Source organism: Nonomuraea sp. NPDC002799, from assembly GCF_053592075.1.
Window position 1 is genome coordinate 1 of record NZ_JBSFVA010000061.1, and the last position, 22303, is coordinate 22303.

Annotated in this window: 21 protein-coding genes; 9 read left to right on the forward strand and 12 right to left on the reverse strand. The window is 73.3% G+C overall.

Going from position 1 to position 22303, the window contains the following annotated elements:
• Positions 1-123 precede the first annotated feature (123 nt).
• On the reverse strand, positions 124-1101 hold the full coding sequence (locus ACWD0F_RS48920; RefSeq protein ID WP_449889566.1) for an acetylxylan esterase: 978 nt from the start codon (positions 1099-1101) through the stop codon (positions 124-126).
• 110 nt (positions 1102-1211) lie between these two features.
• Between ACWD0F_RS48920 and ACWD0F_RS48925 the strand changes: the two genes are divergently transcribed.
• Positions 1212-1487, forward strand: a complete 276-nt coding sequence (locus ACWD0F_RS48925; protein ID WP_449889568.1) for a hypothetical protein — start codon at positions 1212-1214, stop codon at positions 1485-1487.
• Between the two features lie 51 nt (positions 1488-1538).
• Here the strand turns inward: ACWD0F_RS48925 and ACWD0F_RS48930 are convergent, their stop codons facing one another.
• Complete coding sequence (locus ACWD0F_RS48930; protein WP_449889570.1) at positions 1539-5555, reverse strand: hypothetical protein; 4017 nt, start codon at positions 5553-5555, stop codon at positions 1539-1541.
• Between the two features lie 299 nt (positions 5556-5854).
• Here ACWD0F_RS48930 and ACWD0F_RS48935 point away from each other — a divergent pair, with 299 nt between their 5' ends.
• Both ACWD0F_RS48935 and ACWD0F_RS48940 read left to right on the forward strand, forming a co-directional pair.
• Positions 5855-6262 carry a VOC family protein gene (locus ACWD0F_RS48935; protein WP_449889571.1) on the forward strand — a complete coding sequence of 136 codons (408 nt, stop codon included), beginning with the start codon at positions 5855-5857 and terminating at the stop codon, positions 6260-6262.
• 33 nt (positions 6263-6295) lie between these two features.
• Positions 6296-7207 (forward strand): MerR family transcriptional regulator, encoded by a 912-nt coding sequence (locus tag ACWD0F_RS48940; RefSeq protein WP_449889573.1) that lies wholly within the window; start codon positions 6296-6298, stop codon positions 7205-7207.
• A 33-nt stretch (positions 7208-7240) separates the two neighbouring features.
• Here the strand turns inward: ACWD0F_RS48940 and ACWD0F_RS48945 are convergent, their stop codons facing one another.
• Positions 7241-8260, reverse strand: coding sequence for a zinc-dependent alcohol dehydrogenase (locus tag ACWD0F_RS48945; protein WP_449889575.1), 1020 nt, complete (start codon positions 8258-8260; stop codon positions 7241-7243).
• Between the two features lie 124 nt (positions 8261-8384).
• On the opposite strand from ACWD0F_RS48945, the gene ACWD0F_RS48950 reads away from it, so the two are divergent.
• From ACWD0F_RS48950 to ACWD0F_RS48960, 3 genes are all read left to right on the forward strand, one after another.
• Positions 8385-8570 (forward strand): DUF1918 domain-containing protein, encoded by a 186-nt coding sequence (locus ACWD0F_RS48950; protein WP_449889577.1) that lies wholly within the window; start codon positions 8385-8387, stop codon positions 8568-8570.
• A gap of 54 nt (positions 8571-8624) precedes the next feature.
• Entirely contained in the window at positions 8625-9161 is a 537-nt protein-coding gene (locus ACWD0F_RS48955) for a GNAT family N-acetyltransferase (protein WP_449889578.1), read from the forward strand.
• A 75-nt stretch (positions 9162-9236) separates the two neighbouring features.
• Positions 9237-9998 carry an SDR family NAD(P)-dependent oxidoreductase gene (locus tag ACWD0F_RS48960; RefSeq protein ID WP_449889580.1) on the forward strand — a complete coding sequence of 254 codons (762 nt, stop codon included), beginning with the start codon at positions 9237-9239 and terminating at the stop codon, positions 9996-9998.
• 35 nt (positions 9999-10033) lie between these two features.
• On the opposite strand, the gene ACWD0F_RS48965 is transcribed toward ACWD0F_RS48960, so the two are convergent.
• Positions 10034-10534, reverse strand: coding sequence for a carboxymuconolactone decarboxylase family protein (locus tag ACWD0F_RS48965; RefSeq protein WP_449889581.1), 501 nt, complete (start codon positions 10532-10534; stop codon positions 10034-10036).
• 185 nt (positions 10535-10719) lie between these two features.
• Here ACWD0F_RS48965 and ACWD0F_RS48970 point away from each other — a divergent pair, with 185 nt between their 5' ends.
• Positions 10720-11604, forward strand: a complete 885-nt coding sequence (locus tag ACWD0F_RS48970) for a sigma-70 family RNA polymerase sigma factor (protein ID WP_449889584.1) — start codon at positions 10720-10722, stop codon at positions 11602-11604.
• A gap of 47 nt (positions 11605-11651) precedes the next feature.
• On the opposite strand, the gene ACWD0F_RS48975 is transcribed toward ACWD0F_RS48970, so the two are convergent.
• From ACWD0F_RS48975 to ACWD0F_RS49010, 8 genes are all read right to left on the reverse strand, one after another.
• Positions 11652-13100 (reverse strand): aldehyde dehydrogenase family protein, encoded by a 1449-nt coding sequence (locus ACWD0F_RS48975; RefSeq protein WP_449889585.1) that lies wholly within the window; start codon positions 13098-13100, stop codon positions 11652-11654.
• Between the two features lie 92 nt (positions 13101-13192).
• Complete coding sequence (locus ACWD0F_RS48980) at positions 13193-14251, reverse strand: P1 family peptidase (protein WP_449889643.1); 1059 nt, start codon at positions 14249-14251, stop codon at positions 13193-13195.
• 26 nt (positions 14252-14277) lie between these two features.
• Positions 14278-15492: a M20 family metallopeptidase gene (locus tag ACWD0F_RS48985; protein WP_449889587.1), complete on the reverse strand. Its 1215-nt coding sequence runs from the start codon at positions 15490-15492 to the stop codon at positions 14278-14280.
• Positions 15489-16289, reverse strand: a complete 801-nt coding sequence (locus tag ACWD0F_RS48990) for an ATP-binding cassette domain-containing protein (protein WP_449889590.1) — start codon at positions 16287-16289, stop codon at positions 15489-15491. Before ACWD0F_RS48990 ends, ACWD0F_RS48985 begins: the two co-directional genes overlap by 4 nt.
• Positions 16258-17172, reverse strand: a complete 915-nt coding sequence (locus tag ACWD0F_RS48995) for an ABC transporter ATP-binding protein (RefSeq protein WP_449889593.1) — start codon at positions 17170-17172, stop codon at positions 16258-16260. The genes ACWD0F_RS48990 and ACWD0F_RS48995 overlap by 32 nt, the downstream gene beginning before the upstream one ends.
• Positions 17159-17980 carry an ABC transporter permease gene (locus tag ACWD0F_RS49000; protein WP_449889594.1) on the reverse strand — a complete coding sequence of 274 codons (822 nt, stop codon included), beginning with the start codon at positions 17978-17980 and terminating at the stop codon, positions 17159-17161. The genes ACWD0F_RS48995 and ACWD0F_RS49000 overlap by 14 nt, the downstream gene beginning before the upstream one ends.
• An 8-nt stretch (positions 17981-17988) precedes the next feature.
• Positions 17989-18927, reverse strand: coding sequence for an ABC transporter permease (locus tag ACWD0F_RS49005; protein WP_449889596.1), 939 nt, complete (start codon positions 18925-18927; stop codon positions 17989-17991).
• On the reverse strand, positions 18924-20420 hold the full coding sequence (locus ACWD0F_RS49010) for an ABC transporter substrate-binding protein (RefSeq protein ID WP_449889598.1): 1497 nt from the start codon (positions 20418-20420) through the stop codon (positions 18924-18926). The genes ACWD0F_RS49005 and ACWD0F_RS49010 overlap by 4 nt, the downstream gene beginning before the upstream one ends.
• Positions 20421-20509: 89 nt before the next feature.
• Between ACWD0F_RS49010 and ACWD0F_RS49015 the strand changes: the two genes are divergently transcribed.
• Both ACWD0F_RS49015 and ACWD0F_RS49020 read left to right on the forward strand, forming a co-directional pair.
• Positions 20510-21262: a FadR/GntR family transcriptional regulator gene (locus ACWD0F_RS49015; RefSeq protein ID WP_449889600.1), complete on the forward strand. Its 753-nt coding sequence runs from the start codon at positions 20510-20512 to the stop codon at positions 21260-21262.
• 33 nt (positions 21263-21295) lie between these two features.
• Positions 21296-22261 carry an adenylate/guanylate cyclase domain-containing protein gene (locus ACWD0F_RS49020; protein WP_449889601.1) on the forward strand — a complete coding sequence of 322 codons (966 nt, stop codon included), beginning with the start codon at positions 21296-21298 and terminating at the stop codon, positions 22259-22261.
• Positions 22262-22303 lie beyond the last annotated feature (42 nt).

Genomic DNA, 22303 nt, shown 5'->3' on the forward strand with positions numbered 1-22303 from the left:
CGGCCCGGCCCCGGGGCCCCCCCCCCCCGGCGAGGTCTGAGGACCGGCCACCCCCCCATCCCCCCCGCCCCCCGCCCCCCCGCCCCCCCCCCCGCGACGGGTCCGGGCGCGGCGGGCGCCGGCTCAGCCCGCGAGAAGCTTGTGCAGGTAGCGAAGCTGCTCCTCCGTCTGGAAGCCGCTCCCGCCCTCGTGGTTGTTCCAGGGCCACACGTTGATGTCCTTCGGGCCCTGCCAGTGGTTGAACGCGGCGAACACCGTCGACGGCGGGCACACGTCGTCCATCAGCGCCACCGAATACAGCGCGGGCACCTGGCCGCGGGCCGCGAAGTTGAGCCCGTCGAAGTACGACAGCGTGCGGAACACCTGGTCGGCGCTGTCCCTGCGGGTGGCGAGGAAGCGGACCAGCTCCTGATACGGATCCCGTCCGGTGATCTCGACGGCCCGCCGGAAGTGGGTCAGGAACGGCACGTCGATGAGCGCCGCCTTGACCGCCGGGTGCAGCGCGGCCACGGCCTGGGCGATGCCGCCGCCCTGACTGGCGCCCGAGACCACGATGCGGGACGGGTCGACGGCCGGATGCCCGGCGGCGACGTCCACCGCCCGGACGGCGTCGGTGAAGACGCGCCGGTAGTAGTAGTCCTCCGGGTCCAGGATGCCTCTGGTCATCATCCCGGGAGCCTGCGGGCCGGCGGCGCCGTGCGGGTCGCCGGTGGTGCCGGGGCTGTTGACGTTCGCGCCGCCGTGACCGCGCGTCTCCATCACGAGCACCGCGTAGCCCGCGGCCGGCCACGTCAGGTGGTCCTTGGGGAACCCGCGACCGCCGCTGTAGCCGATGTAGTGCACCACGCAGGGCAGCGGCCCCTCCACGCCACGCGGCACCAGGAACCAGCCGTTGATCCGGTGGCCGCCCCAGCCGGCGAACGACAGGTCGTGCACGTCCACGGTCGCGAAGGGCACGTCGTAGGGGACGTACTCGGCGGCCGGATCGAACGTCCTGGCCTCGGCCAAGGTGCGGGACCAGAAGTCGTCGAAGTCGGCCGGCTCGTCGCGGTCGGGGAGATAGCCGCGGAGTTGCTCAAGCGGCAGGTCGAACAGGGGCACGAGGTCTCCAAAACTGTAGAAGGACCCTGATATTTCACCTCATACCGCCAGTAAGCGGTATACCAGCCCCCGAATCGCTGAACATGGTGCCTCGGGGTAGGGGTGATCACATGAGCACGCATGTGATCGAGATCGCCTACTCCCACCTGTATCCCGGCCTGATCCTGGACGCCCCGGCCGGCACGGACGACTTCCTCGTGCTGTTCGGCGACGACTCGGAGTCGCGGGCGCAGCTGCTCAGGGACACCACCGGCCGTCCGGTGCTCAGGATGGGCGGCTACATGACGGCCAAGGGGACGGTGATCGACGAAAGGGTGTGGACGGTGCGGGAAAGCGTGCAGCACGGCGACCGCATCCGCCTGCGCCTGGGCCGCTCCCTCCCGTGAACACCCACCCCGCGTGAACACCCAGCCTGCGCGCGCCCGGCCTGCGTACGGTCAGCGCCGGGCGCGCGGGTCCCGCGCCGGGCGGCCGGCGGCGCAGGAGCCGGCCGCCGTGCCGCCCACCTTCCACTCGGCCCCCGGGAACGGGCTCATGAAGTGCGTCAGCAGGTCCACCGCGTAGTCCGGCACCTGCCCGCCAGGATCCAGGAGTGACACCATCTGCGGCCCGTCCGCGCCCCGCAGCGTGATCGAGTTCCGCCCGCCGGCGGCCGCGAACCCGGGTTTGGCCTCGACGGCCACGCACGCCAGGCCGACCCCGGCCGCCTTGACCTCCTGCCGGGCGCCGATCCGCCGCATGCGCTGGTCGTAGCGGCGCGGCGTGAGCTCCTTGATCGGTCCCAGGCGGACGGAGTCGTGGAAGACGTCGCTGCCCAGCTCCCTGCCGAGCTTGACGTCCAGGGCGATGGCGGGCCGCAGGTCCACGCCACGGGCGGTGATGTCCAGACGCTCGTAGTCCCCCTCGAAGCCGGGTGCGACGTACCCGAGGGCCGGTGGCGCCCGCAGGCCGAAGGGGATCTTGCCGGGCCGCACCCGCAACCACGACACCCGCCGCACCGACAACCCCACGTCCCGCACGGAGCTCGGCCCGAGCCCGAAGGACCCGCCGACGTGGTAGGTGAGGAAGCCGGTGGTGTACGGGACCTCCTTGCTCACGGCGATGGGCCGGCTCGCGACCGCATCCACCTTCAGCCCCGCGTGGACCTCGACGCGGCCCGTCGGCACCGGCCTGGAGACGAGGTCCAGCGACTGGTCCTGACGCAGCCGGATCGTGGTGTCGGCGGCCAGGTTCTCGACGGAGAGCGACACGTCCCCGAGCCGGCCGCCCGGATCCACCAGGCCGCGCTCGACGCCGAGATACCCGTCGAGGGTGCTGCGATCCGACCGGTAGGTGACAGCGGGCACGCTCAGCCCGGCGGCCGAGGCGTCGGCGTCCACGCCGAACACCGCGGGCACGTCGGAGAACCGCAACTCCCCGGTGCCCTTCCCCGGCACGGTGACCTGGGCGGTCAGGTGCTCGACGGCCGCGGAGTTGCGCACCCGGATGCGGGTCTTGGCGCCGTAGGTGCCCTCGACGGCCACCTGGGCGGGCACCGGGTCGATCGCCACGTGCCCGCGCAGGCCGGCGATCTCGGCCCGCACGTCGAGCGAGCCCAGCGTGGCCGCCGGCTCGATGCGGTAGGCGGCCCGCACGGCGTTGCCCTCCGCCACGTCGAACGGCCCCAGCGACATGCTGGTGATCCTGGCGGGCAGCCCGGTCAGGGTGGCCCTGGCCTTGATGGGCACGGGCGACAGGACGCCGCTGGCCAGGTACACGCCGAGGCTGCGGCGCCGGGGACGGAACCCGGAGAACACGAACGTCCCGCCCGCCAGGTCCACTGACACCTGGTCGGGCAGGCCGGCCACGTCCAGATATCCCTGGAGGCCGAAGCAGCCGCGCCCCGGCAAGCAGAACGGGCCTTCGGCGCAGCCCGCGGATCCGGCGGCGCACCCGCCGTCCACCAGGGACAGGCCGCCGGGCACGGCGGGGGCGGCCCGCATCCGGCCGAGCGCCGCGACCTTGCCGAGCCAGGCGCGGGCGCGCACGTCCAGGCGTGAGCCGGAGTAGGTGAGCCGGCCGCCGGCCGAGGAGACGGCCAGGCGGCCGGGCACGGGACCGAGCGTGCCGAGGAGGCCGAAACGCGTGTCGCCCTGGATGACGTCGGCGTCCACGGCGAGGTGCTGCCTGGCCGCGCGGAAGTCGGCGGCGAACCCCTGGGCCGCCGGGCTGAACTCCACCCGCGACAGCCCCTTGACCAGCACGCTGCCGTCCAGGTCGCCGGTGGCCTGGTCGTAGTGCGCCGCCAGGTGCGGCCCCGCGGGCACCGTGGCGCCGTCGTGGTTGGTGAAGGCCAGGGCCGCCGACCCGACGGGGCCGGACAGTCCGCGGAAGCGGTACGACGCGGCGCTCCACGAGGCGTCGAAGCGGGCCGGCACGCCGCTCATCTCGGCGGCGGCCCGGACCCTGCGGCCCTCGATCGTGGCCCTGGCCAGGGCGGACACCGTGGCGACCGGGCTGTCGGAGGTCCAGGTGAGCGTCCTGGCCGAGGTGTCGGCGACCAGCTCGGCGCGCTCGCCCACCCCTTCGGCGGCGGCCCGCAGGTCGTCCCCGGGGCGTCCGGGGGCCTGGGCGGCCGCGTACACGTCGATGCGCTTCAGCGCGGCGGACGTGCGCACCGTGACGGCCGACCGCCCGCCCAGCTCCCACGCGGCCTCGACGCGCTTGTGCACGCCCAGCACGGTGGCGTCGACGGTGGGCCCGGACTTGAGGTTCGTGTACGCGGCGCGCAGCTTGCCGATGACGCCGCCGGCCCGGTAGGTGGCCTTCCTGGCGGCGGGGTCGAGCGTCACGTCCACGGTGGCGGGGATGTCGGAGAGCTCCAGCCGGGCCACGTGGGTGCCGTCGATGTCGGCCGCGCCCACGAACGAGCGCCGGCCCGCGCCCGCCTCCAGACGGGCGTGGGGCGTGGCGCCGTAGGTGACGTCGAACCCGCGTACCTTCGACAGCAGCACCGACACCCCGGCCGCGGACCCGTTCTTGATCATGGTGACGTGGCCGCCGCGCGGGCTCGCGATGGCGCCCCCGCCGCGCTGCAGCACCACCGCGAAACGGCCGATGGGCGAGCTGGCCGTGTGCGTGACGTGCTGCCGGGCCGGGTCGCTGACCAGGCGGACCCGGGCGGGCAGATCACGCAGCTCGGCCTTCAGCACCGTCCGGCCCGCGGCGCGGTCGAAGTAGCGCAGCTCGGCGGCGCCGACGCGCCGGCGGCCCGCGTCGACCGACAGGGTCTGCCTGCCGTTCTCGGCGGCGTACCTGGCGGTGAAGGCGGGCGGCACGTCGCGCAGCTCGGCGCTCGCCATCCTGGCCAGCCGGCCGTCGCTGTAGGCGAAGTGGCGCAGCCGGGCGCGGGCGATCGGGGACGGGCCGGCGAAGCGGATCTCCCCGTCGGACAGGCGCACCCCGGCGCGGGCGGGCATGCGGTCGAGCACGGCCTCGGTGAACCGGTGGCCGGTCACGACCAGGGCGTCCAGGGTCGAGGGCGCGGACGCGGTGACGTCGAGGGCGAGCGGGTCGAGAGCGGCGTTCACCGTGAACCTCTCGGTGGCCGGCCTCTGCCACAGGCTCACCGCGCCGCGGCCCGTCAGCCCGGCCACGACCGACGCCGACTCCCCCGGCCCGGTACGCCGCACGCTCGCCTTGACCCGCTTGCCCGCCAGGTCCACGGTGAACGTGCCCCGGTCGTAGGCCGACAACGACGATCCGCGCCGCAGCCCGTCGAACCCGACCGACACCTTGCCGTCGTACTCCGCCCAGACCCGCGCCTTGACGGGTCCCCCCGGCATCCGCCTGACCGCGAACCCGAGCCCGACCGAGCCCTCCGAGGCGCTGGCGACCAGCACCAGGCCGGCGGCCAGGTCGGGCCGGGCGTCGCCGGTGACGTCGGCGGCCACCGGCGTCCCGACGGGCTGCTGGATCGTGCAGGACACCGGCACGTCGGCGCTCTCGACGCACAGCCGGTACGTCAGCCCCGGCGCGACCTTCCCGAGCCCGTCGAACGCCTTCGTCACCGACGCCGTCGCCTTGATCAGGGTCAGCGGCCTGGCCTGCGCGGTGTCGGGCAGCACGTCCCGCACGGAGGGCACCTTGCCGAGCCCCTGCGCCTCCTGGGCGGCGGCGGCCTCGGCGGTGATCTCGTCCACCAGCCGCGATCCCGCGGGCGTGGTCACCTCGGGCGCGCCCGGCCCCGGCTCGTCGCCGGCCGGGCGGTCGGCCGGCGACGCCTGCGCGGGAACGGTGACGACGGCGGGCGGCGGCTCCGGCACGGCGGGCACGGGCCGCACCTTCTCCGGGGCCCGCGCCGTCGCGACCCGCGCGCCGACCTGTTGCGGGGCGTCGGCGTCGGCGGGCGCGGCCACCAGGAGGGCGCCGGCGATGGACGTCGAAGCGAGCACGCGCAGAAAGGCGTGCGGCATGAAGCGTTCCCCCGAACCGGTCTAACTCATCCCATCAGAAACATAAGTCACGACCTGACCACAGTTCCTCACAGGTAGTCAAACCACCCCCGGCATGGGGCCCCAAGTTCAGGGCCGGTAGGGGTGCGCGCGGGGCCACCACCCCGGCACGTAGCGGTAGAGCACGCCCACGACCAGCCGGTCGGGCGGCGCGACCGGGATCGGCGTCCCGACGGTGAGTTCAGAAACCGGGCACCCGGACCGTCAACGGGGCCGGGCCGGTAAGGTCTGCGGCATCGACCCGGAAGGAAGACGGCTACATGCGGGAGAAAGGCGCCACCGGCACGCTGCACCACGTCGAGCTCTGGGTGCCCGACCTGCGGCGGGCCGCGAGAAGCTGGGAGTGGCTGCTGGGGGCGCTCGGCTACGAGCCGTACCAGGAGTGGAGTGCCGGGCGGAGCTGGCGGCTGGGTCCCACGTACCTCGTCATGGAGCAGTCGCCCGACCTGACCGGGGACCGGCACGACCGCCGCCGCCCCGGTCTCAACCACCTGGCCTTCCACGTGGACGGCCGCGCCCTGCTCGACAGCCTGGTCGAGCAGGCGCCCGCGCACGGCTGGACGCTGATGTTCGCCGACCGGCATCCGCACGCGGGCGGGGAGCAGCACTACGCCGCCTACCTGGAGGACGCGGACGGGTTCGAGGTCGAGCTGGTCGCCGCCGCTTGAGTCTCCAGCAGGGGGAGGCGCGAGGCTGACGCCATGGACGGCGGCACTCTCCACACCATCGGCGACCTGGCCCGCAGGACGGGGCTGACGGTCAAGACCATCCGGTTCTACGCCGATGCCGGGATCGTGCCGCCGACCGGCCGCAGCCCGGCCGGCTACCGTCTCTACGATCTCGGCGCCGTGGCGCGCCTGGACCTCGTGCGCACGCTGCGCGACCTGGGACTCGACCTCCCCACGATCCGGCGGGTCGTGGCCGGGGAGATCACGCTGTCCGAGGTCGCCGCGGCGCACGCGGAGGCCCTGGCGACGCAGATCCGCACGCTCCGGCTGCGGCGCGCGGTGCTGACGGCGGTGGCCAGGCGCGGGTCCACCCCAGAGGAGATGGATCTCATGCACAAATTGGCCCGGCTGTCCGAGGAAGAGCGCCACCGCCTGATCGGCGACTTCCTCAACGCCGCCTTCGACGGCCTGCACGCCGACCCGGCGTTCGCCGGGATCATCGGCTCGATGACCCCGGAGCTGCCGGACGACCCCGAGCCCGAGCAGGTCGAGGCGTGGGTGGAGCTCGCCGAGTTGTCCCAGGACCCCGACTTCCGTGCCGCCGTGCGCGGCCTGGCCGACCGGCACGCGGCCGATCCCGCCCCGCTGCGCCCCGACCCCGCCGCGCTCGTCCGCGACCTGGCGGGCCCGGCCGTGGCGGCGGGCGCGGGCCCGCTCTCGCCCGAGGCGGAGCCGGTGGTCGCGGCGGTGACGGCCCGGTACGCCCGCGACCGGGGCCGCCCCGACGACGATGCCCTCCGGCGCGCGCTGCTCGCCCGGCTGGAGGCCGTGAACGACCCGCGCAGAGAGCGCTACCTCCGGCTGCTCGCGGTGGTCAACGGCTGGCCGGCCCCGGAGCCGCTGACCCCGGCCCTCGACTGGTTCATCCGGGCGCTGCGCGGCTGAACAGACCGCTCCGCCCAGGTGCGCGCGGGCTGATCAGGCGAGGCGGGGATCGACGTGGATTTTCGGAGCGCCGGTCCACCCGGGCCGCCGCTCCCCCGCCAGCACCGTGGCCGCCTCCCGCAGGGACACGGTCGCCGCGACGAGCGGGCGGGGGTCGACCTTGCCGGAGGCGTACAGGTCGATGGTCCCCTCAAGTCCGCCGGAGGCGCTGAGCACGCCGACGGACGTGAGGTCCTTGAGCACGAGCCTGCGGGTGTCGGCCTGGCTGGGAGCCGCCGACAGGCCGATGAGGACCACGCGCCGGCCGGGTTCGGCGAGCTCCACCGCGAGGGCGGGCGAACCGGGGCCGGTCGAGGCGTCGATCACGGCGTCGAAGCTCTCTCCCTCCAGCGCGCCGGCGTCCTGCCAGGTGCGGGTGAGGCCGAGGGAGCGGGCGAAGGCGAGCGAGTGCTCCGTGTGGCCCAGCAGATGCACCTCGGCACCCTGGGCCGCCGCCATCAGCGCCGCCAGCAGGCCGATCGTGCCCGGCCCGATGACGAGGAGGCGCTCGCCCGGCTCGACGGCGGCGGCGCGGACGGCGCGCAGCGCGTTCCCGCCCGGCTCCACCAGCGCCCCGAGCGCCGGATCGACCGTTTCGGGCAGGGGCAGGAGCGCCCGGACGGGCACGGGCAGGCGTTCGGCCAGCGCTCCGGGCCAGCCGTTGCGGATGCCGATCTCGTACCGGCCGGCGCAGAGGTGCTGGCGGCCCGCCCCGCAGCGCGCGCAGTGCCCGCAGCCCAGCATGGTGTCGCCGGTGACCCGCCGGCCGAGCCACGCCGGGTCGACGCCGGCGCCGAGCTCGCGCACGGTCCCGGCCCATTCGTGGCCGATGCGCACCGGGTAACGGGCCTCGCCGGTCCGCAGGTACGTCATCGCGCCCGAGAAGAACTCCATGTCGGTGCCGCACACCCCGGCGCGCTCCACCTCGACGACCACCTGGCCCCGCTCGGGGACGGGCGGCTCGACGTCCTGAACCTCCGCACATCCCGGACCTGTGATGACAAAAGCACGCATGGCGGCAGACGCTACCGGACGCCGTCACCACCCGGCCGCCGTGGCGTCTTTGCGCGGCGGCGGATCTGGTAGATGGTGAGGGGGAACCTCAGCGTGGACCGAGCCCGAGCCGAGAGGAACCACCATGCAGGCAAGCGTCGGTGACACCCTGCTCATCCACGGACACGTCGTCGGCCAGTCGGACCGCAAGGGCGAGATCATCGAGGTCCGCGGGCCCGACGGCAGCCCGCCGTACCTCGTCCGGTTCGTCGACGGGCACGAGCAGCTCGTCTATCCCGGGCCCGACGCGGTGATCCAGCCGGCCGGTTAGAGCCTGCCGGGAAACCGGTCGAGCCCGCGGTCCAGGACTGGCTAACGTTTCCGGGTGCACATCTACCTGGAAACCGACCGTCTCATGCTGCGCCGCTTCACCGAGGCCGACGCCGACCTCCTCTACGTGCTCCACAACGACGCCGAGGTCATGCGCTACCTCAACGGCGGCAGGCCGACACCGCGCGAGACGATCACCGGCCAGACGCTGCCCCGGTTCATCGCCTCCGGGTTCTTCGCGGCCTGCGAAAAGCCGTCGGGCGCCTTCCTCGGCTGGTTCCACCTGCGGCCGGCCGAGGGCGGGGCCGGCGATGAGCCCGAGCTGGGCTACCGGCTGCACCGGGCGGCCTGGGGCCAGGGATACGCGACCGAGGGGTCGCTGGCGCTGATCGGCAAGGCGTTCGCCGAGCTGGGCGCCCGGCGGGTGTTCGCCCAGACGATGACCGTCAACCGGGGGTCGCGGCGGGTGATGGAGAAGTGCGGGCTGCGGTTGGTGCGGACCTTCTCCATGGACTTCCCCGACGCGATCGAGGGAGCCGACCAGGGCGAGGTCGAGTACGAGCTGCTCCGCGCCGACTGGCAGGCCCGCTGACGCCTCACATCCCCGCGACGACGGAGGTGAGCGGCACCTGGTGCACTGGTCTGACCAGTCGCTAGGGTGCCTGGTATGGGATATGACGCGCTGTTCCGCCTGGACGGGCGGCGGGCTGTGGTGATCGGGGCGGGCAGCGGGATCGGCCGGGAGGCGGCGCACGCGCTGGCCGCCCATGGGGCGTCCGTGGTGTGCGCCGACCGTGACCTGCCCGCCGCGCGGGAGACCGCCGCCGGCTGCGGCGGCGACGCCCGGCTGCTCGACGTGCTGGACACCGGCGCGGTGCACGCCTTCGCCGACGCGGAGCCGGCCGACGTGCTGGTGTTCACGGCGGCCACGAACGTGCGCAAGCGGCTGCTCGACTACACCGGCGAGGAGTTCGACCGGGTCGTCGGGCTGAACCTGCGGGCCTCCTTCGACGTGGTCCGGGCGTTCGGGGCGGGGATGGTGGCGCGAGGGCGCGGATCGATCATCGGGTTCGCGTCGATCCGGGCGTCCGTCACCGAGCCGGGGCAGAGCGTCTACTCGGCCACGAAGGCCGGGCTGGTGCAGTTGTTGCGGACGGCGGCGGCGGAGTTCGGGCCACATGGCGTGCGGGTGAACGCGATCGCGCCCGGCGTGGTGGAGACGCCGCTGACCAGGCAGATCAAGGACGACCCCGGCTGGTACGCCGCGTACGCCGCCAAGAGCGCGCTCGGCCGGTGGGCGCGGGCCGAGGAGCTGGCCGGGGCCGTGGTCTACCTGGCCGGCGACGCGGCGAGCTTCGTGACGGGCTCGGTGTTGTACGTCGACGGCGGCTGGACCGCGGTGGACGGCCGCTTCGACCCGCCCGCCTGACCATGGCAGGGCAGGGCAGGGCAGGGCAGCGGCTCCTACTGTTCCGCAGGTGACACACCGACGAGCGGCTTGGAAATGAGGGCGATGGGGAGGAAGAAGCCGAACTGGGCGATCACCATGGTGAGCGTGGCCAGCGCCTTGTCGTCGTAGTGTTCGGACACCTGGGCGATGAGGTCGTCAGGGACGCGCTCACCGTCCGGGTTGGGGGTGAAGACCGCCTCCACCAGCGCCAGCGCAGCCCGCTCGGCGTCGGTGAAGTAGGAGGGCGCGTCCCGCCAGGTCGCCACGGCGGTGATCCGTTCCTCCGTCTCCCCGGCCTTGCGGAGGGCGTCGGTGTGCCGGATGGTCTGGTAGGTGCTGTAGACGATCTGTCCGGCGCGCAGATGCACCAGGCTGATGGTGGTCCGCGGGATCGAACGGTTCCCAGTGGCCTTGAACAGGGCGGTGCTGATCTCCGTCATCTGGGGAATGAAATCGCCGATGTCAGGCAGCCGAAAGGGGAGCGCCGGCTGCTTGTCGGTCGTGGAAGTGGTCATGGTCGGTCTTCCCTTGCCCTGGTCGCGGATAGGGCGATCTTGTTCATCGTGTGCTGCTCCGATCATCACGTTGTCGATGTGTTCGGAGTCATGACGTACGGGGCGCGCGGAGTGTGACCGGATCGTGGGTCACATTTCGGCGAGATCGTTCGTCATCGGTGTAAGCACCTAGGTGAGGAGTGGCCTTGGACGAGCGTGACTTTCTGGCCCAGCGCTTCGAAGGGCACCGCGCGCATCTGAAGGCGGTGGCGTACTCGATGCTCGGTTCCCTGGCCGAGTCCGACGACGCTGTCCAGGAGGCGTGGTTGCGGCTTGCGCGCTCAGGGCCCGGCGACATCGACAACCTCGGCGGTTGGCTGACCACGGTGGTCGGCCGAATTTGCGTGGATATGTTGCGCGCACGCCGGCTGCGGCGCGAGGACTCACTGGAGGCACGCCTGCCGGACCCGGTGGTCAGCGAGGAGACCGGCGATCCTGAACGACAGGCGCTGATCGCCGACTCGGTAGGCCTGGCGCTGCTGGTGGTGCTGGAATCGCTGAGCCCGGCCGAACGGCTGGCCTTCGTCCTGCACGACGTGTTCGGCGTGCAGTTCGAGCAGATCGCCCCGATCATCGACCGCACACCGGCCGCGGCCAGGAAACTGGCCAGCCGTGCCCGCCGGCGGGTGCAAGGCGCGGTTCCCAACCCGGACCCGGACCCGGTTGCTCAGCGCCGCGTGGTCGACGCCTTCCTCGCCGCCGCCCGCAGCGGCGACTTCGACGCTCTGCTGGCCGTCCTCGACCCCGACGTCGTCCTGCGCGCCGACAGCGGAAAGCCGGTCCCCGGCGGCGGCCTGAGGACCCTGATCGGCGCCCGAGCAGTGGCCGGTCAGACTGCCACCTTCCAGCGCATGGCCACCGTCTGCACCAGCCGGCCCGTTCTGATCAACGGGACGGCTGGGCTGCTCAACACCATCGACGGCGTGCTCATCTCGATCATCAGCTTCACGGTCACCAAGCAGAAAATCGCCACGATCGACATGCTGTCCGACCCCGAGCGACTGGCCCACCTCGACTTCACCAGCCTCTAGAGCGCTGAGTCGGCTCATCCGCTACCTCTCGACGGAGTGCGGGTGGGTCACCCCGGGCGGATGACGGCCATTCTCGTGACCGTCAGCTCCTCGATGGCGAAGCGCGGGCCCTCGCGGCCGCTGCCGGAGTCCTTGACGCCGCCGTACGGCATGTTGTCCGCCCTGAACCCCGGCACGTCGTTGACCACCACGCCCCCGGCCTCGATCCGCTCGATCGCGGCGAAGGCGGTGGCCAGCGACCGGGTGAAGACGGCCGCGTGCAGGCCGTAGCGGGAGCGGTTGACCGTGGCGAAGGCGGTGTCGAGGTCGGGCACCGAGCGCACGCACACCACGGGCCCGAAGATCTCCTCGTCCCAGGCCGCCGCCCCGTCGCCGACGCCGTCGAGCACGGTCGGCGCGATGGCCCGGCCGTCGCGGCACCCGCCGGTGACCGGCGCGGCGCCCGAGGCCGCGATCCACTCCAGGACGCGGTCGGTGGCGGCCTCGTCGATGAGCGGCGCCACGCGGGTGCCGGGCAGGCGCGGGTCGCCCACCTCGACGTCCTTGACGCGGTCGGCCAGCAGGGCCAGGAACGCCTCGCGTACGGGCTCCTCCACCAGCACCCGCTGGACCGAGATGCACGCCTGCCCCGAGGCGTAGTAGCCACCGCGCACGACCGCGTCGGCGGCGGCCTCCAGGTCGGCGTCGGCGGCCACCACGAGCGCGGCGTTCGAGCCCAGCTCCAGCAGCACCTTCGTGGGAGCGGCGGCGCGGGCGATGGCGTGGCCGGCGGCGGCCGAGCCGGTGAACGAGACGGCCCCGACCCGCCGGTCCTCGACCAGTGTCCTGCCGACGCCGGCGTCTCCGGTGACGAGCTGGACGGCGGCCGGCGGGAGGGCCTCCGACGACCGCAGCAGGTGCACCAGCCGGAGCGTGGCCAGCGGGGTCGCGGGGGCGGGCTTGACGATCACGGGGCAGCCGGCCGCCAGGGCGGGGCCGATCTTGTGGGCGGCCAGCAGGAGGGGGTAGTTGAAGCCCGTGATGCCGACGACGACGCCGATGGGCCGCCGCGTCCAGAAGCCGATCAGGCCCTCGCCGGAGGGCAGCAGGTCCAGGGGCACGGTCTCGCCGTGCAGCCTGGCGACCTCCTCGGCGGCCGTGGCCAGGGTGAGGAGCGTTCTGGCCACCTCGACCCGGCAGTCGGCCAGCGGTTTGCCGGTCTCCAGGACCAGCAGCTGCTCGAACTCCGCGCGGCCGGCCGCGAGGGCGTCGTGGGCGTGCATGAGGGCGGCGCGGCGGGCGTGGGAGGGCGCGGCGGCCATGGCGGGCGCCACGGCCAGCGCCTCCTCCACGGCCCGCGCGGCGTGCTCGGTGGTGCCGAGCGGGGCATGGGCGACCACGGAGCCGTCGTAGGGGAAGATCACTTCCGTGGTCCGCGCGGTCTCCACCCATCCGTCCCCGATGGGCAGCCCCGAAGGCCGGCCGGCGTCGAGGGGCGGGCCAGACGGCGACGCCACGCCGGAAGGCGGGCCCGATGGCGACGCCGCGCCAAGGGGCGGGGCTGACGATCCTGCGGTGGCGCTGGGCAGGTCTGACGGCCGGGGGGTGGTCATGAGTCACCTCTCAGGGCGCTCGGGAACACGTCGAGGTAGGCGGGCGCGCCCGCGCGGCCGGTAGCGGCCAGGATGGCGTGCGCCACGGCCCGGGCGAACGCGTCGGCCGCCGCCGCCAGCGCGTCCTGCAGGATGTCGGGGCCGGGGGCGGGGCCGGCGCAGGTGGCCAGGCCGAAGATGGTGTCGCCGTCGGTCATGGTGTGGGCCGGCCGGATCGCCCTGGCCAGGCCGTCGTGGGCGACGGCCGCCAGCTTGCCGCACTGGGCCTTGGTGAGGGTGAGGTCCGTCGCGACGACGCCGATGGTGGTGTTGAACGACGGCGTCCTGTCCGGCCGCCAGGAGGCGACCTCCTCCGGGGCCGGGGTGCGGAGGTGGTCGAATTCGCCGGGCAGGCCGTACCTGGTGCCGGCCAGGGTGCCGTCCGGATCGAGGACGGAACCGGCGGGATTGACGACGGCGAGGGCCGCCACGATGGCCCCGTCCGGCAGGACGGCGCTGGCCGTGCCCACGCCACCGGCCAGGCCGCCGGCCATCGCCCCGGTGCCCGCCCCGACCGATCCGCTCGCCGACGGCGGCGCGCTCCTCTGATACGGGCTCGAAGCCGGCGCTCGGGCGGCGTCATTCGCGCTGCCGCCAAGGACCGCGTCACAGGCGGCACCGCCGACGGCCGCGTCGTAGGCGGCGCTGCCCAGGGCGGCGTCCGGGACGGCGCGGAAGGTGCCGCCGCGGCCCAGGTCGAAGATGACGGCCGCGGGCACGATCGGCACAACCCCGCCCACCACCGGGTAGCCGACGCCGGCGTCCGCGAGCCGGTCCACGACGCCGCAGGCCGCGCTCAGCCCGTACGCGCTCCCGCCCGACAACACCACGGCGTGCACCCGCTCCACCAGGTTGCGCGGATCGAGCAACTCCGTCTCCCTGGTCCCGGGAGCGGCCCCGCGCACGTCCACCCCCGCGACCGCGCCGCCGGCGGGCGTCAGGATCACGGTCGTCCCCGTCAGGTGGCCGCCGCCCGCCCGCTGGGCGTGCCCGACGCGCAGCCCGGCGACGTCCACGAGGGAGTTCGCCGGCCCGGTGCGCATCAGTGGTCTCCGCTCAGGAAGCGGCGGGCGGCCTCGGCGAACACGCGCGTGCACTGGACGATCTCGGCCACCTCCACGAACTCGTCGGCCTGGTGGGCGATCCACTTCCCGCCCGGCCCGTACACCACGGACGGGATGCCGCCCCAGTGCGTCAGCACGGTCCCGTCGGTCGAGCCGGGGACGCCGCCGTACACCGGCTCCTGCCCCGTGACCGCCCGGTGGGCGGCGGCCAGCGCGGCCACCACGGGGTCGGACACGGGCACGTCCACCGGCGGCCGGTCCACCAGCGTCGACACCTCGGCGGCGATGCCGTCGAAGGCCGCGCGGGCCCCGGCGGAGTCGAGGCCGTCTGGGGAGGCGAGCAGGGCCACCCGGTCGGCGATCTCCTTGTGCTCGACCCCGGGGATCGTCCGCACGTCCACGAAGACGGAGGCGACGGCGGGGATCACGTTGACCTGCTCCTCGGAGCCGGCCCGCACCACGGTGGGCGTCACGTACACCTCGCCGAGATGCTCGTGCGCCGGATGCCGCGCCTGGAGCTCCTCCTGCAGCGCGCCGAGCGCCACGAGCAGCGCGCCCGCCGCCGGGATCGGGTTGCGGCCGTGGTGCGGCATCGCGCCGTGCGCCATCTTGCCGGTCAGGTCCACCCGCAGCCGCAGCGCGCCCTTGGCGACCGCGCAGATCTCGCCCGCCTCCGGCTCGGCCACGATCGCGCCGTCCACGTCGGAGGTCAGCCCGGCGGAGACGAAGTGGTGAGCGCCGAGCATGAGCCCTTCCTCGTCGGCCAGCGCGCACACCTTGATCCGCCCGGGGAACGGTCCCGCGAGCTGCAGCGCGCGGGTGGCGTAGAGGGTGGCGGCCAGGCCGGACTTCATGTCGGCGCTGCCGCGCCCCCACAACCGCCCGTCGCGGATCTCCCCGCCGAACGGGTCCACGGTCCAGGTGGACAGGTCTCCCTCGGTGACGACGTCGGTGTGGCCCTCGAACATCAGCGTCGGCCCGTCACCGCCGCCGCCCTCGACCACGGCGACCACGTTCGGCCTGCCGGGCGCGACCTCGTACACGACGGGCTCCCAGCCCCACTCCCGCATCAGCGCCGCGACGAGCTCGGCGGCCGGCCGCTCGTCGCGGCCCCGCGCGGGGTCGTTGGTGCTGGGGATGCGCACCAGCGCCTGCGTGAACGCCACCACTCCCTCGGCGTCGACGTCGATCACCACAAACCCTCCAGAGTCGGTACGGCCTCCAGCAACGTACGCGTGTAGGGGTGGGCGGGGGCGGCCCAGACCTCGTCCACCGGCCCGGTCTCCACGATCTCGCCGGCGTTCATGACCGCGACGGTCTCGCACACGTGCCGCACCACGGACAGGTCGTGCGAGACGAACACGAGCGTGAGCCCGAGCTCGTCGGCCAGGTCGGCCAGCAGGTTGAGGATCTGCCCGCGTACGGAGACGTCGAGCGCGCTGACCGGCTCGTCGGCGACCAGCACCTTCGGCCGGGGCGCGAGCGCGCGGGCGATGGCGATGCGCTGCCGCTGCCCGCCGGAGAACTGGTGCGGGTAGCGGTCGGCGGCCGTCGCGGGCAGCCCGACCTCGGAGAGCAGCTCGGCCACGCGGCCCCCGACCGGCAGGCCGAGGGCGACGAGCGGCTCGGCGACGAGGTCGCGCACCCGCATGCGGGGGTCGAGCGAGCTCATCGGGTCCTGGAAGACGATCTGGAGGTTCTCGCGCAGGAAGCGCAGCCGGCGTTCGGGCCGGCCGGTGATCTCCTGGCCGTCGAACGTGATGGAGCCGCCGGTGGGCTGGTCGAGGGCGCAGAGCAGGCGCAGCAGCGTGGACTTGCCGGAGCCGGACTCGCCGACGACGCCGAAGCGCTCGCCCCGGTGGATCGTCAGCGACACCTCGCGCAGCGCGTGGACGGCGGCGCCCGGCCTGGTCAGGGAGGTGCGGGGCCGGTGGTAGACGCGGGTGAGGTTCCTGGCCTCAATCAGCGGGGTGCCAGCATGCGTGGGCATGGCCGTCTCCTGTCAGCTCCGGGACTGTCTCGCACTTCTGGGTGGCGTGCGGGCAGCGGTTCCTGAACACGCAGCCGGCCGGGAAGTGCCCGGCCGCCGGGACGCCGCCCTTGATGGTGGGCAGGCGAGTGCCGCGCGGGGTGAGCTTGGAGGCGGCCAGCAGGCCCTCGGTGTAGCGGTGGCGGGGCCGGGTGAAGACCTCACGGATGGGGCCGCTCTCGACGACGCGGCCGCCGTACATGACCAGGACCCGTTCGCAGACGGAGGCGACGACGGCGAGGTCGTGGGTGATGAACAGCAGCGCGGGCGCGACCTCGGCGATCAGCTCCAGCATCTGCTTCTGCACGGTGACGTCGAGCGCCGTCGTGGGCTCGTCGCAGATGAGCAGGCCGGGCTCGTTGGCCAGGGCGATGGCGAGCATGACGCGCTGCCGCTGGCCGCCGGAGAGCTGGTGCGGGTACGCGCGGGCGATCTGCCCCGGCTCGGGCAGCCGGACGCGCTCCAGCAGGCGCAGCGCCCGCGCGCGGGCCTCCCGCCGGCCGGCGCCGTGCAGCGTCATGACCTCGGCGACCTGGGCGCCGACGCGCATGAGGGGGTTCAGGGCGGTCATCGGCTCCTGGAAGACCATGGAGACGTCGTGTCCGCGCAGACCTTTGATCCGGCGCTCGGGCACGCCGATCAGCTCCCGGCCGCCGAGCTTCGCGCTGCCCGAGGCGGTGACGCCCTCGGGGAGCAGGCCCATGAGGGAGAGCGCGGTCAGCGACTTGCCCGAGCCGGACTCTCCGATCAGCCCGACGCGCTCGCCGGGCGCGACGGCGAACGACACCTCGCGCACCAGCTCGACCGCGTCCGCCCGTACGGAAAGGCCCTCAACGCTCAGCACGGATCCTCCTGAGCTTCGGGTCGAGGAAGTCGCGCAGGCCGTCACCGAGGAGGTTGAAGCCGAGCACGGCCAGCGCGATGGCCAGCCCCGGCCAGAGCGCCAGGCGCGGGGTCGAGAACAGCAGCTCCTGCGACTCCTGCAGCATCCGCCCCCAGGACGGGGTCGGGGGCCGGGTGCCGAAGCCGAGGAACGACAGCGCCGCCTCGGCCAGGATCGCGATCGCGAACGACACCGACGCCTGCACGATGAGCATGGAGCCGATGTTCGGCAGCACGTGCCGCACGGCGATGGCGGGCAGGCGGCGCCCGGCGGCCCTGGCGGCCAGGATGTAGTCGGTGACCATGACCTGGAGGGTGGCGGCGCGGGCCACCCTGGCGAACGCGGGCACGGTGGCCACCCCGATCGCGATCATCGCGGTGAGCGTGCCGGCCCCGTAGACCGCGCCGAGCATGACGGCCAGCAGCAGCGCGGGGAAGGCGAACACCAGGTCGTTGACCCGCATGATCAGCTCCGACAACCAGCCGCGCGGCGTCATCCCGGCGATCACGCCCAGCGGCACGCCGAGCGCGGCGGCGATGCCGACGGCCACGATGCCCACGTAGAGGGTGGTGCGGGCGCCGACCATGAGCTGGCTGAAGGTGTCGCGGCCGAACTTGTCGGCGCCCAGGAGGTAGCCGCCGCCCGGCTCGCGGAGTTTGCGGGCGGCGTCCACGAGCGTGGGGTCGTGCGGCGTCCAGAAGAACGACACGAGCGCGGTCAGCACCACGAGCCCGACGAGCACGCCGCCGACGACCAGCCCGGCGTTCATCCGGCCTCTCATCGCAACCTCGGGTCGAGCAGGTGGTAGGTCACGTCCACCACGAAGTTGATCAGCAGGACGGCGGCGACCAGCACCATCACCACGCCCTGCACGAGCAGCAGGTCGCGCCCGGCGACGCCGTTCAGCAGCAGGTCGCCGAGCCCGGGGATGACGAAGACGCGCTCGACCACGACCGCGCCGATCAGCAGCGTGGCCAGTTGCAGCCCGAGCACGGTCACCACGGGGACGGAGGCGTTGCGCAGCCCGTGCCGCCACAGCGCGCCCGTGCTGCCCCGGCCCTTGGCGCGGGCGGTGCGCAGGTAGTCCTCGCGCATCACGTCGAGCACGGCGCTGCGCACGTAGCGGGTGAGCACCGCGCCCTGGACGAGGCCGAGCGACGCCCAGGGCAGCAGCAGGCTCCGCAGCCAGTCCGCCGGGCTCTCGGAGAGGGGCACGTAGCCGCCGGACGGCAGTGCCTGGGCCTGCACCGCGAAGACGAAGACGAGCAGGATGCCGGCCAGGAACGCCGGGACGGCGATGCCGAGCTGGCTGAGCGCGCTGACGGCCGCGCCCAGCGGGTCGCGGTGGCGCACGGCGGCGAACGTGCCGAGCGGCACCGCGATGACCAGCGCCAGGACCATGCCGCCGAGCACCAGCACGGCCGTGACGGCGAGCCGTTCGCCGATCTGCGGGCCGATGGGCGCGCTGGTGACGTAGGAGGTGCCGAAGTCGCCCTGGAGGAGCCCGCCGGACCAGTCGAGGAACTGCGCGAGCGGCGCCCGGTCGGTGCCGAACTGCCGGCGCAGCTCGGCCACCGCCTCGGGTGTGGCGTTGACGCCGAGCGCCACCTCGGCCGGGTCGCCGGGCAGCAGCGCCATGAACGCGAACACCGCCACGGCGGCCACCACGGTGCTCGCGGCCAGCACGGCCAGCCGTTTGACGAGGTAAAGGGTCACTGCTTGGCGAGCGCGGTGAAGTCGAAGGACTCGGCGATGGCGTTCTCCGGCAGCCCGGTGACGCCCTTCTTCGCCACGATCAGGTTGGGGAAGAGGAAGAGCCAGTCGGCGGCGGCGTCGTCGGACAGCAGCTTGGCGGCCTGCTTGAGGTCGTCGGTCTGCTGCTGCTCGGTGCCTTCGTCGGCGGCGGCGAGGAGCTTGCCGAACTCGGGGTTGTCGTAACGGAAGTAGTACGACTTATCAGCAAAAATGCCCATATCCCGGGGTTCGACGTGGTTGATGATGGACAGGTCGTAGTCGCCCTTGCTGAACACGACGTCCAGCCAGCGGGCCGGGAACTCCAGCGGCTCGATGTCGGCCGTGATGCCCACCTGGGCGAGCTGCGACTTGACGACCTGGGCGCTCGCGACCGCGTACGGCAGGTTGGGGATGCGCATCTTGACGGTGAGCGTCTTGCCCCCGAGCAGCTCCTTGGCCTTGGCCGGATCGTAGGGGTAGTCGCCGGTGCGGTCCTCGTACCACGGGTCGGTAGGCGGCACCATCGAGCCGATGAGCTGCCCGCGCCCGGCCCAGGCGGTCTCCAGCAGCGCCTTGTGGTCGATGGCGTGCCGGACGGCCTGCCGCGCCTTGACGTCGTCGAACGGCGGGCGGCTGTTGTTCATCGACAACACGACCTCGCCGTTCGTGGTGCCCTCGACCGTCTGGAACCGGCCCGGGTCGGCGAACTGCTGCAGCGACTCGGGCGCCTGCACGCTGGAGATGACGTCGATGCCGCCGGTCAGCAGCGCGTTGTTCATCGCGGTGGCGTCCTTGAAGTACTTCAGCGTGACGGCCGGCAGCGACGGCTTCGCGCCCCAGTAAGAAGTGTTGGCGCCGAGCTGGATGGAGTCGCCGCGCCGCCAGGAGCCGAGCACGTACGGGCCGGTGCCGACGGGCTTGCCGGCCAGGTCGGAGACGCCGGTGCGGCTGAACATGGCGCCGAGCCTGGTGGTCAGGGAGTAGAGGAAGCCGTTGCTCGGCCGCTTCAGCGTGACGACGGCCGTGTCGTCGCCGGTCTTCTCGACCTTGTCGACGACGTCGAGCTGCGACTTGATCTTGAGCTTCCAGTCCGTCTTCACCCGGCCGAGGGAGAACACCACGTCGTCGGCGGTGAACGGCGCGCCATTGGTGAACTTCACATTTTTGCGCAGCGTGAACGTGTAGGTCTTGCGGTCGGCGGAGACGTCCCATTTCTCGGCCAGCAGCGGCACGATCGTGCCGTCCTGGCCGAGCTTGACCAGGCCCTCGTAGACGTTGACCAGCAGCGCCTGCGGGATGGCGGCGCCCTCGGTGGAGGTGAAGTCGAGATTGGCGGGCTCGGCCACGAATCCGACGGACAACGACTGGCTCTTGGGGGTGGAGGAGGTGCCGGCACCCCCGCCGGAGTCACCGCCACAGGCTGCGGTGCTCAGCAGGAGACCGCCGGCGGCGATCCAGATCCCGATTCGCCTCATGTGTTACAGCCTCCTGGCTAGTGTACTGGTCTGACCAGTAGGCTACGCACATTGCCAGCCGTCGGCGGCTCGGGTCAAGGGGGGCTTGCATGGGTGGTCCGCGCTTCGAGCCGGTTCGTACCGTGCGCGCTTACGAGCGGATCGTGGAGCAGGTCGAGGAGGCCATCGAGAGCGGTGCTCTCTGCCCGGGAGGGCGGCTGGCCAGCGAGCGCGAGCTCATGGTGCAGTTCTCGGTCAGCCGGTCGACCGTGCGCGAGGCCCTGCGGGTGCTGCAGGCGCGCGGCCTGGTGCGCTCGCGGCCCGGCGATCCGAACGGCGCGGAGGTGCTGCCGTTCACGCCCGCCGCCTTACACAAGTCGATGACCACGCTGGCCAGAGTGGCGGAGTTGTCGCTGGCCGAGCTGGTGCAGTTCAGGATGGTGCTCGACTCCTCGGCCATCCTGCTGGCCGCCCGGCTGCGCACCGAGGAGCAGCTCGGCGAGATGGTCGCGGCCGTGGGCCTCATGCGCGCGGCCCTCGCCGCGGACGGCGCCGGCTTCGGCGCGGCCGACGTGGCCTTCCACGACGCGGTCGCGCGGGCCAGCGGCAACAAGCTGATCCAGATCTGCACGGACGTGGTCCGCTCGATCGTGCTGGAGCTGATCTCGGGCAAGATCGCCGCTGCGCCCGACGGGGAGGCGGTGATGCGGGAGAGCATCCGGCACCACGAGGAGGTCATCGCCGCGGTCCACGCGGGCGACGGCCCGCTCGCCGCCAGGCTGACGCGCGCGACGATGTACGCCTACTACGCCGGCCACGTTCCGGCCGGTGAGCGGGCCGCGCTGCGCGCCCTGCTCGAATGAGTGACCTGGCCCACAGAGTGTTATGTTGCCCCCGTGGCGCAAGAGAATGAGGACTTGCCGGCCGAGGCGTTCATGCGCGAGCCGCGCCGCTACACCAGTCACCAGGTCGCCGACATGGCAGGGGTGCCGGTCTATCGCGCGCGGCGCCTGTGGCGCGCGCTGGGCTTCGCGAACGTGGCCGACGACGCGGTCGAGTTCACCGAGTCCGACGTCGAGGCGCTCAAGACGATGTTGCGCATGGTCGGGTCCGGCGCCTACGACGAGGAGCACATGCTGCTGATGGCCCGCTCGATCGGCCGGGCCACGACCAGGCTGGCCGATTCGCAGGCCGAGCTGGGCGTGGAGTCGCTCGACCAGGCGGGCGTGCCGCTCGCCGACCGGCCCCGCGCGTGGCGCAGGCGGGCCGAGCAGGTGGTGCCCGACCTGGAGCGGCTGCTGGTCTACGCCTGGCAGCGCCAGCTCGCCGCCGCCGCGGGCCGCATGGCCGCCCAGGACATGAGCGCCGTGCGCCTGGCGGTCGGGTTCGCCGACCTGGTCGCCTTCACCCGGCTGAGCCGCCAGATCACGCCCGGTGAGCTGGCCCGGCTGATCGACCGTTTCGAGGGGCGCTCGGCCGACATCGTCACCTCCGCCGGCGGGCGGGTGGTCAAGACGCTGGGCGACTCGGTGTTGTTCGCGGCCGACAAGGCCCATCTGGCCGCGGAGATCGCGCTGCGGCTGGTGGAGACGCACGCGCGCACCAAGGACATGCCGGAGCTGCGGGTGGGCCTGGCCTCGGGGCCGGTGATGTGGCGCATGGGCGACGTGTTCGGCACCACGGTCAACCTGGCCAGCAGGCTCACCGCGCTGTCGCTGCCCGGGACGATCCTGGTCGATCCGCAGATGGCGGAGGAGCTGGAGGGCGACCGGGCCTTCGGGTTGCGCGCGGTCGACCGGCTGTCGGTGCGCGGGCTGGGCGAGCTGGTGCCGTTCACGGTGACACGCGCCGTCGGCGCCTGACCGGCGGGAACGGTCCCGAAACCGGCGCCTGACCGGCGGGGA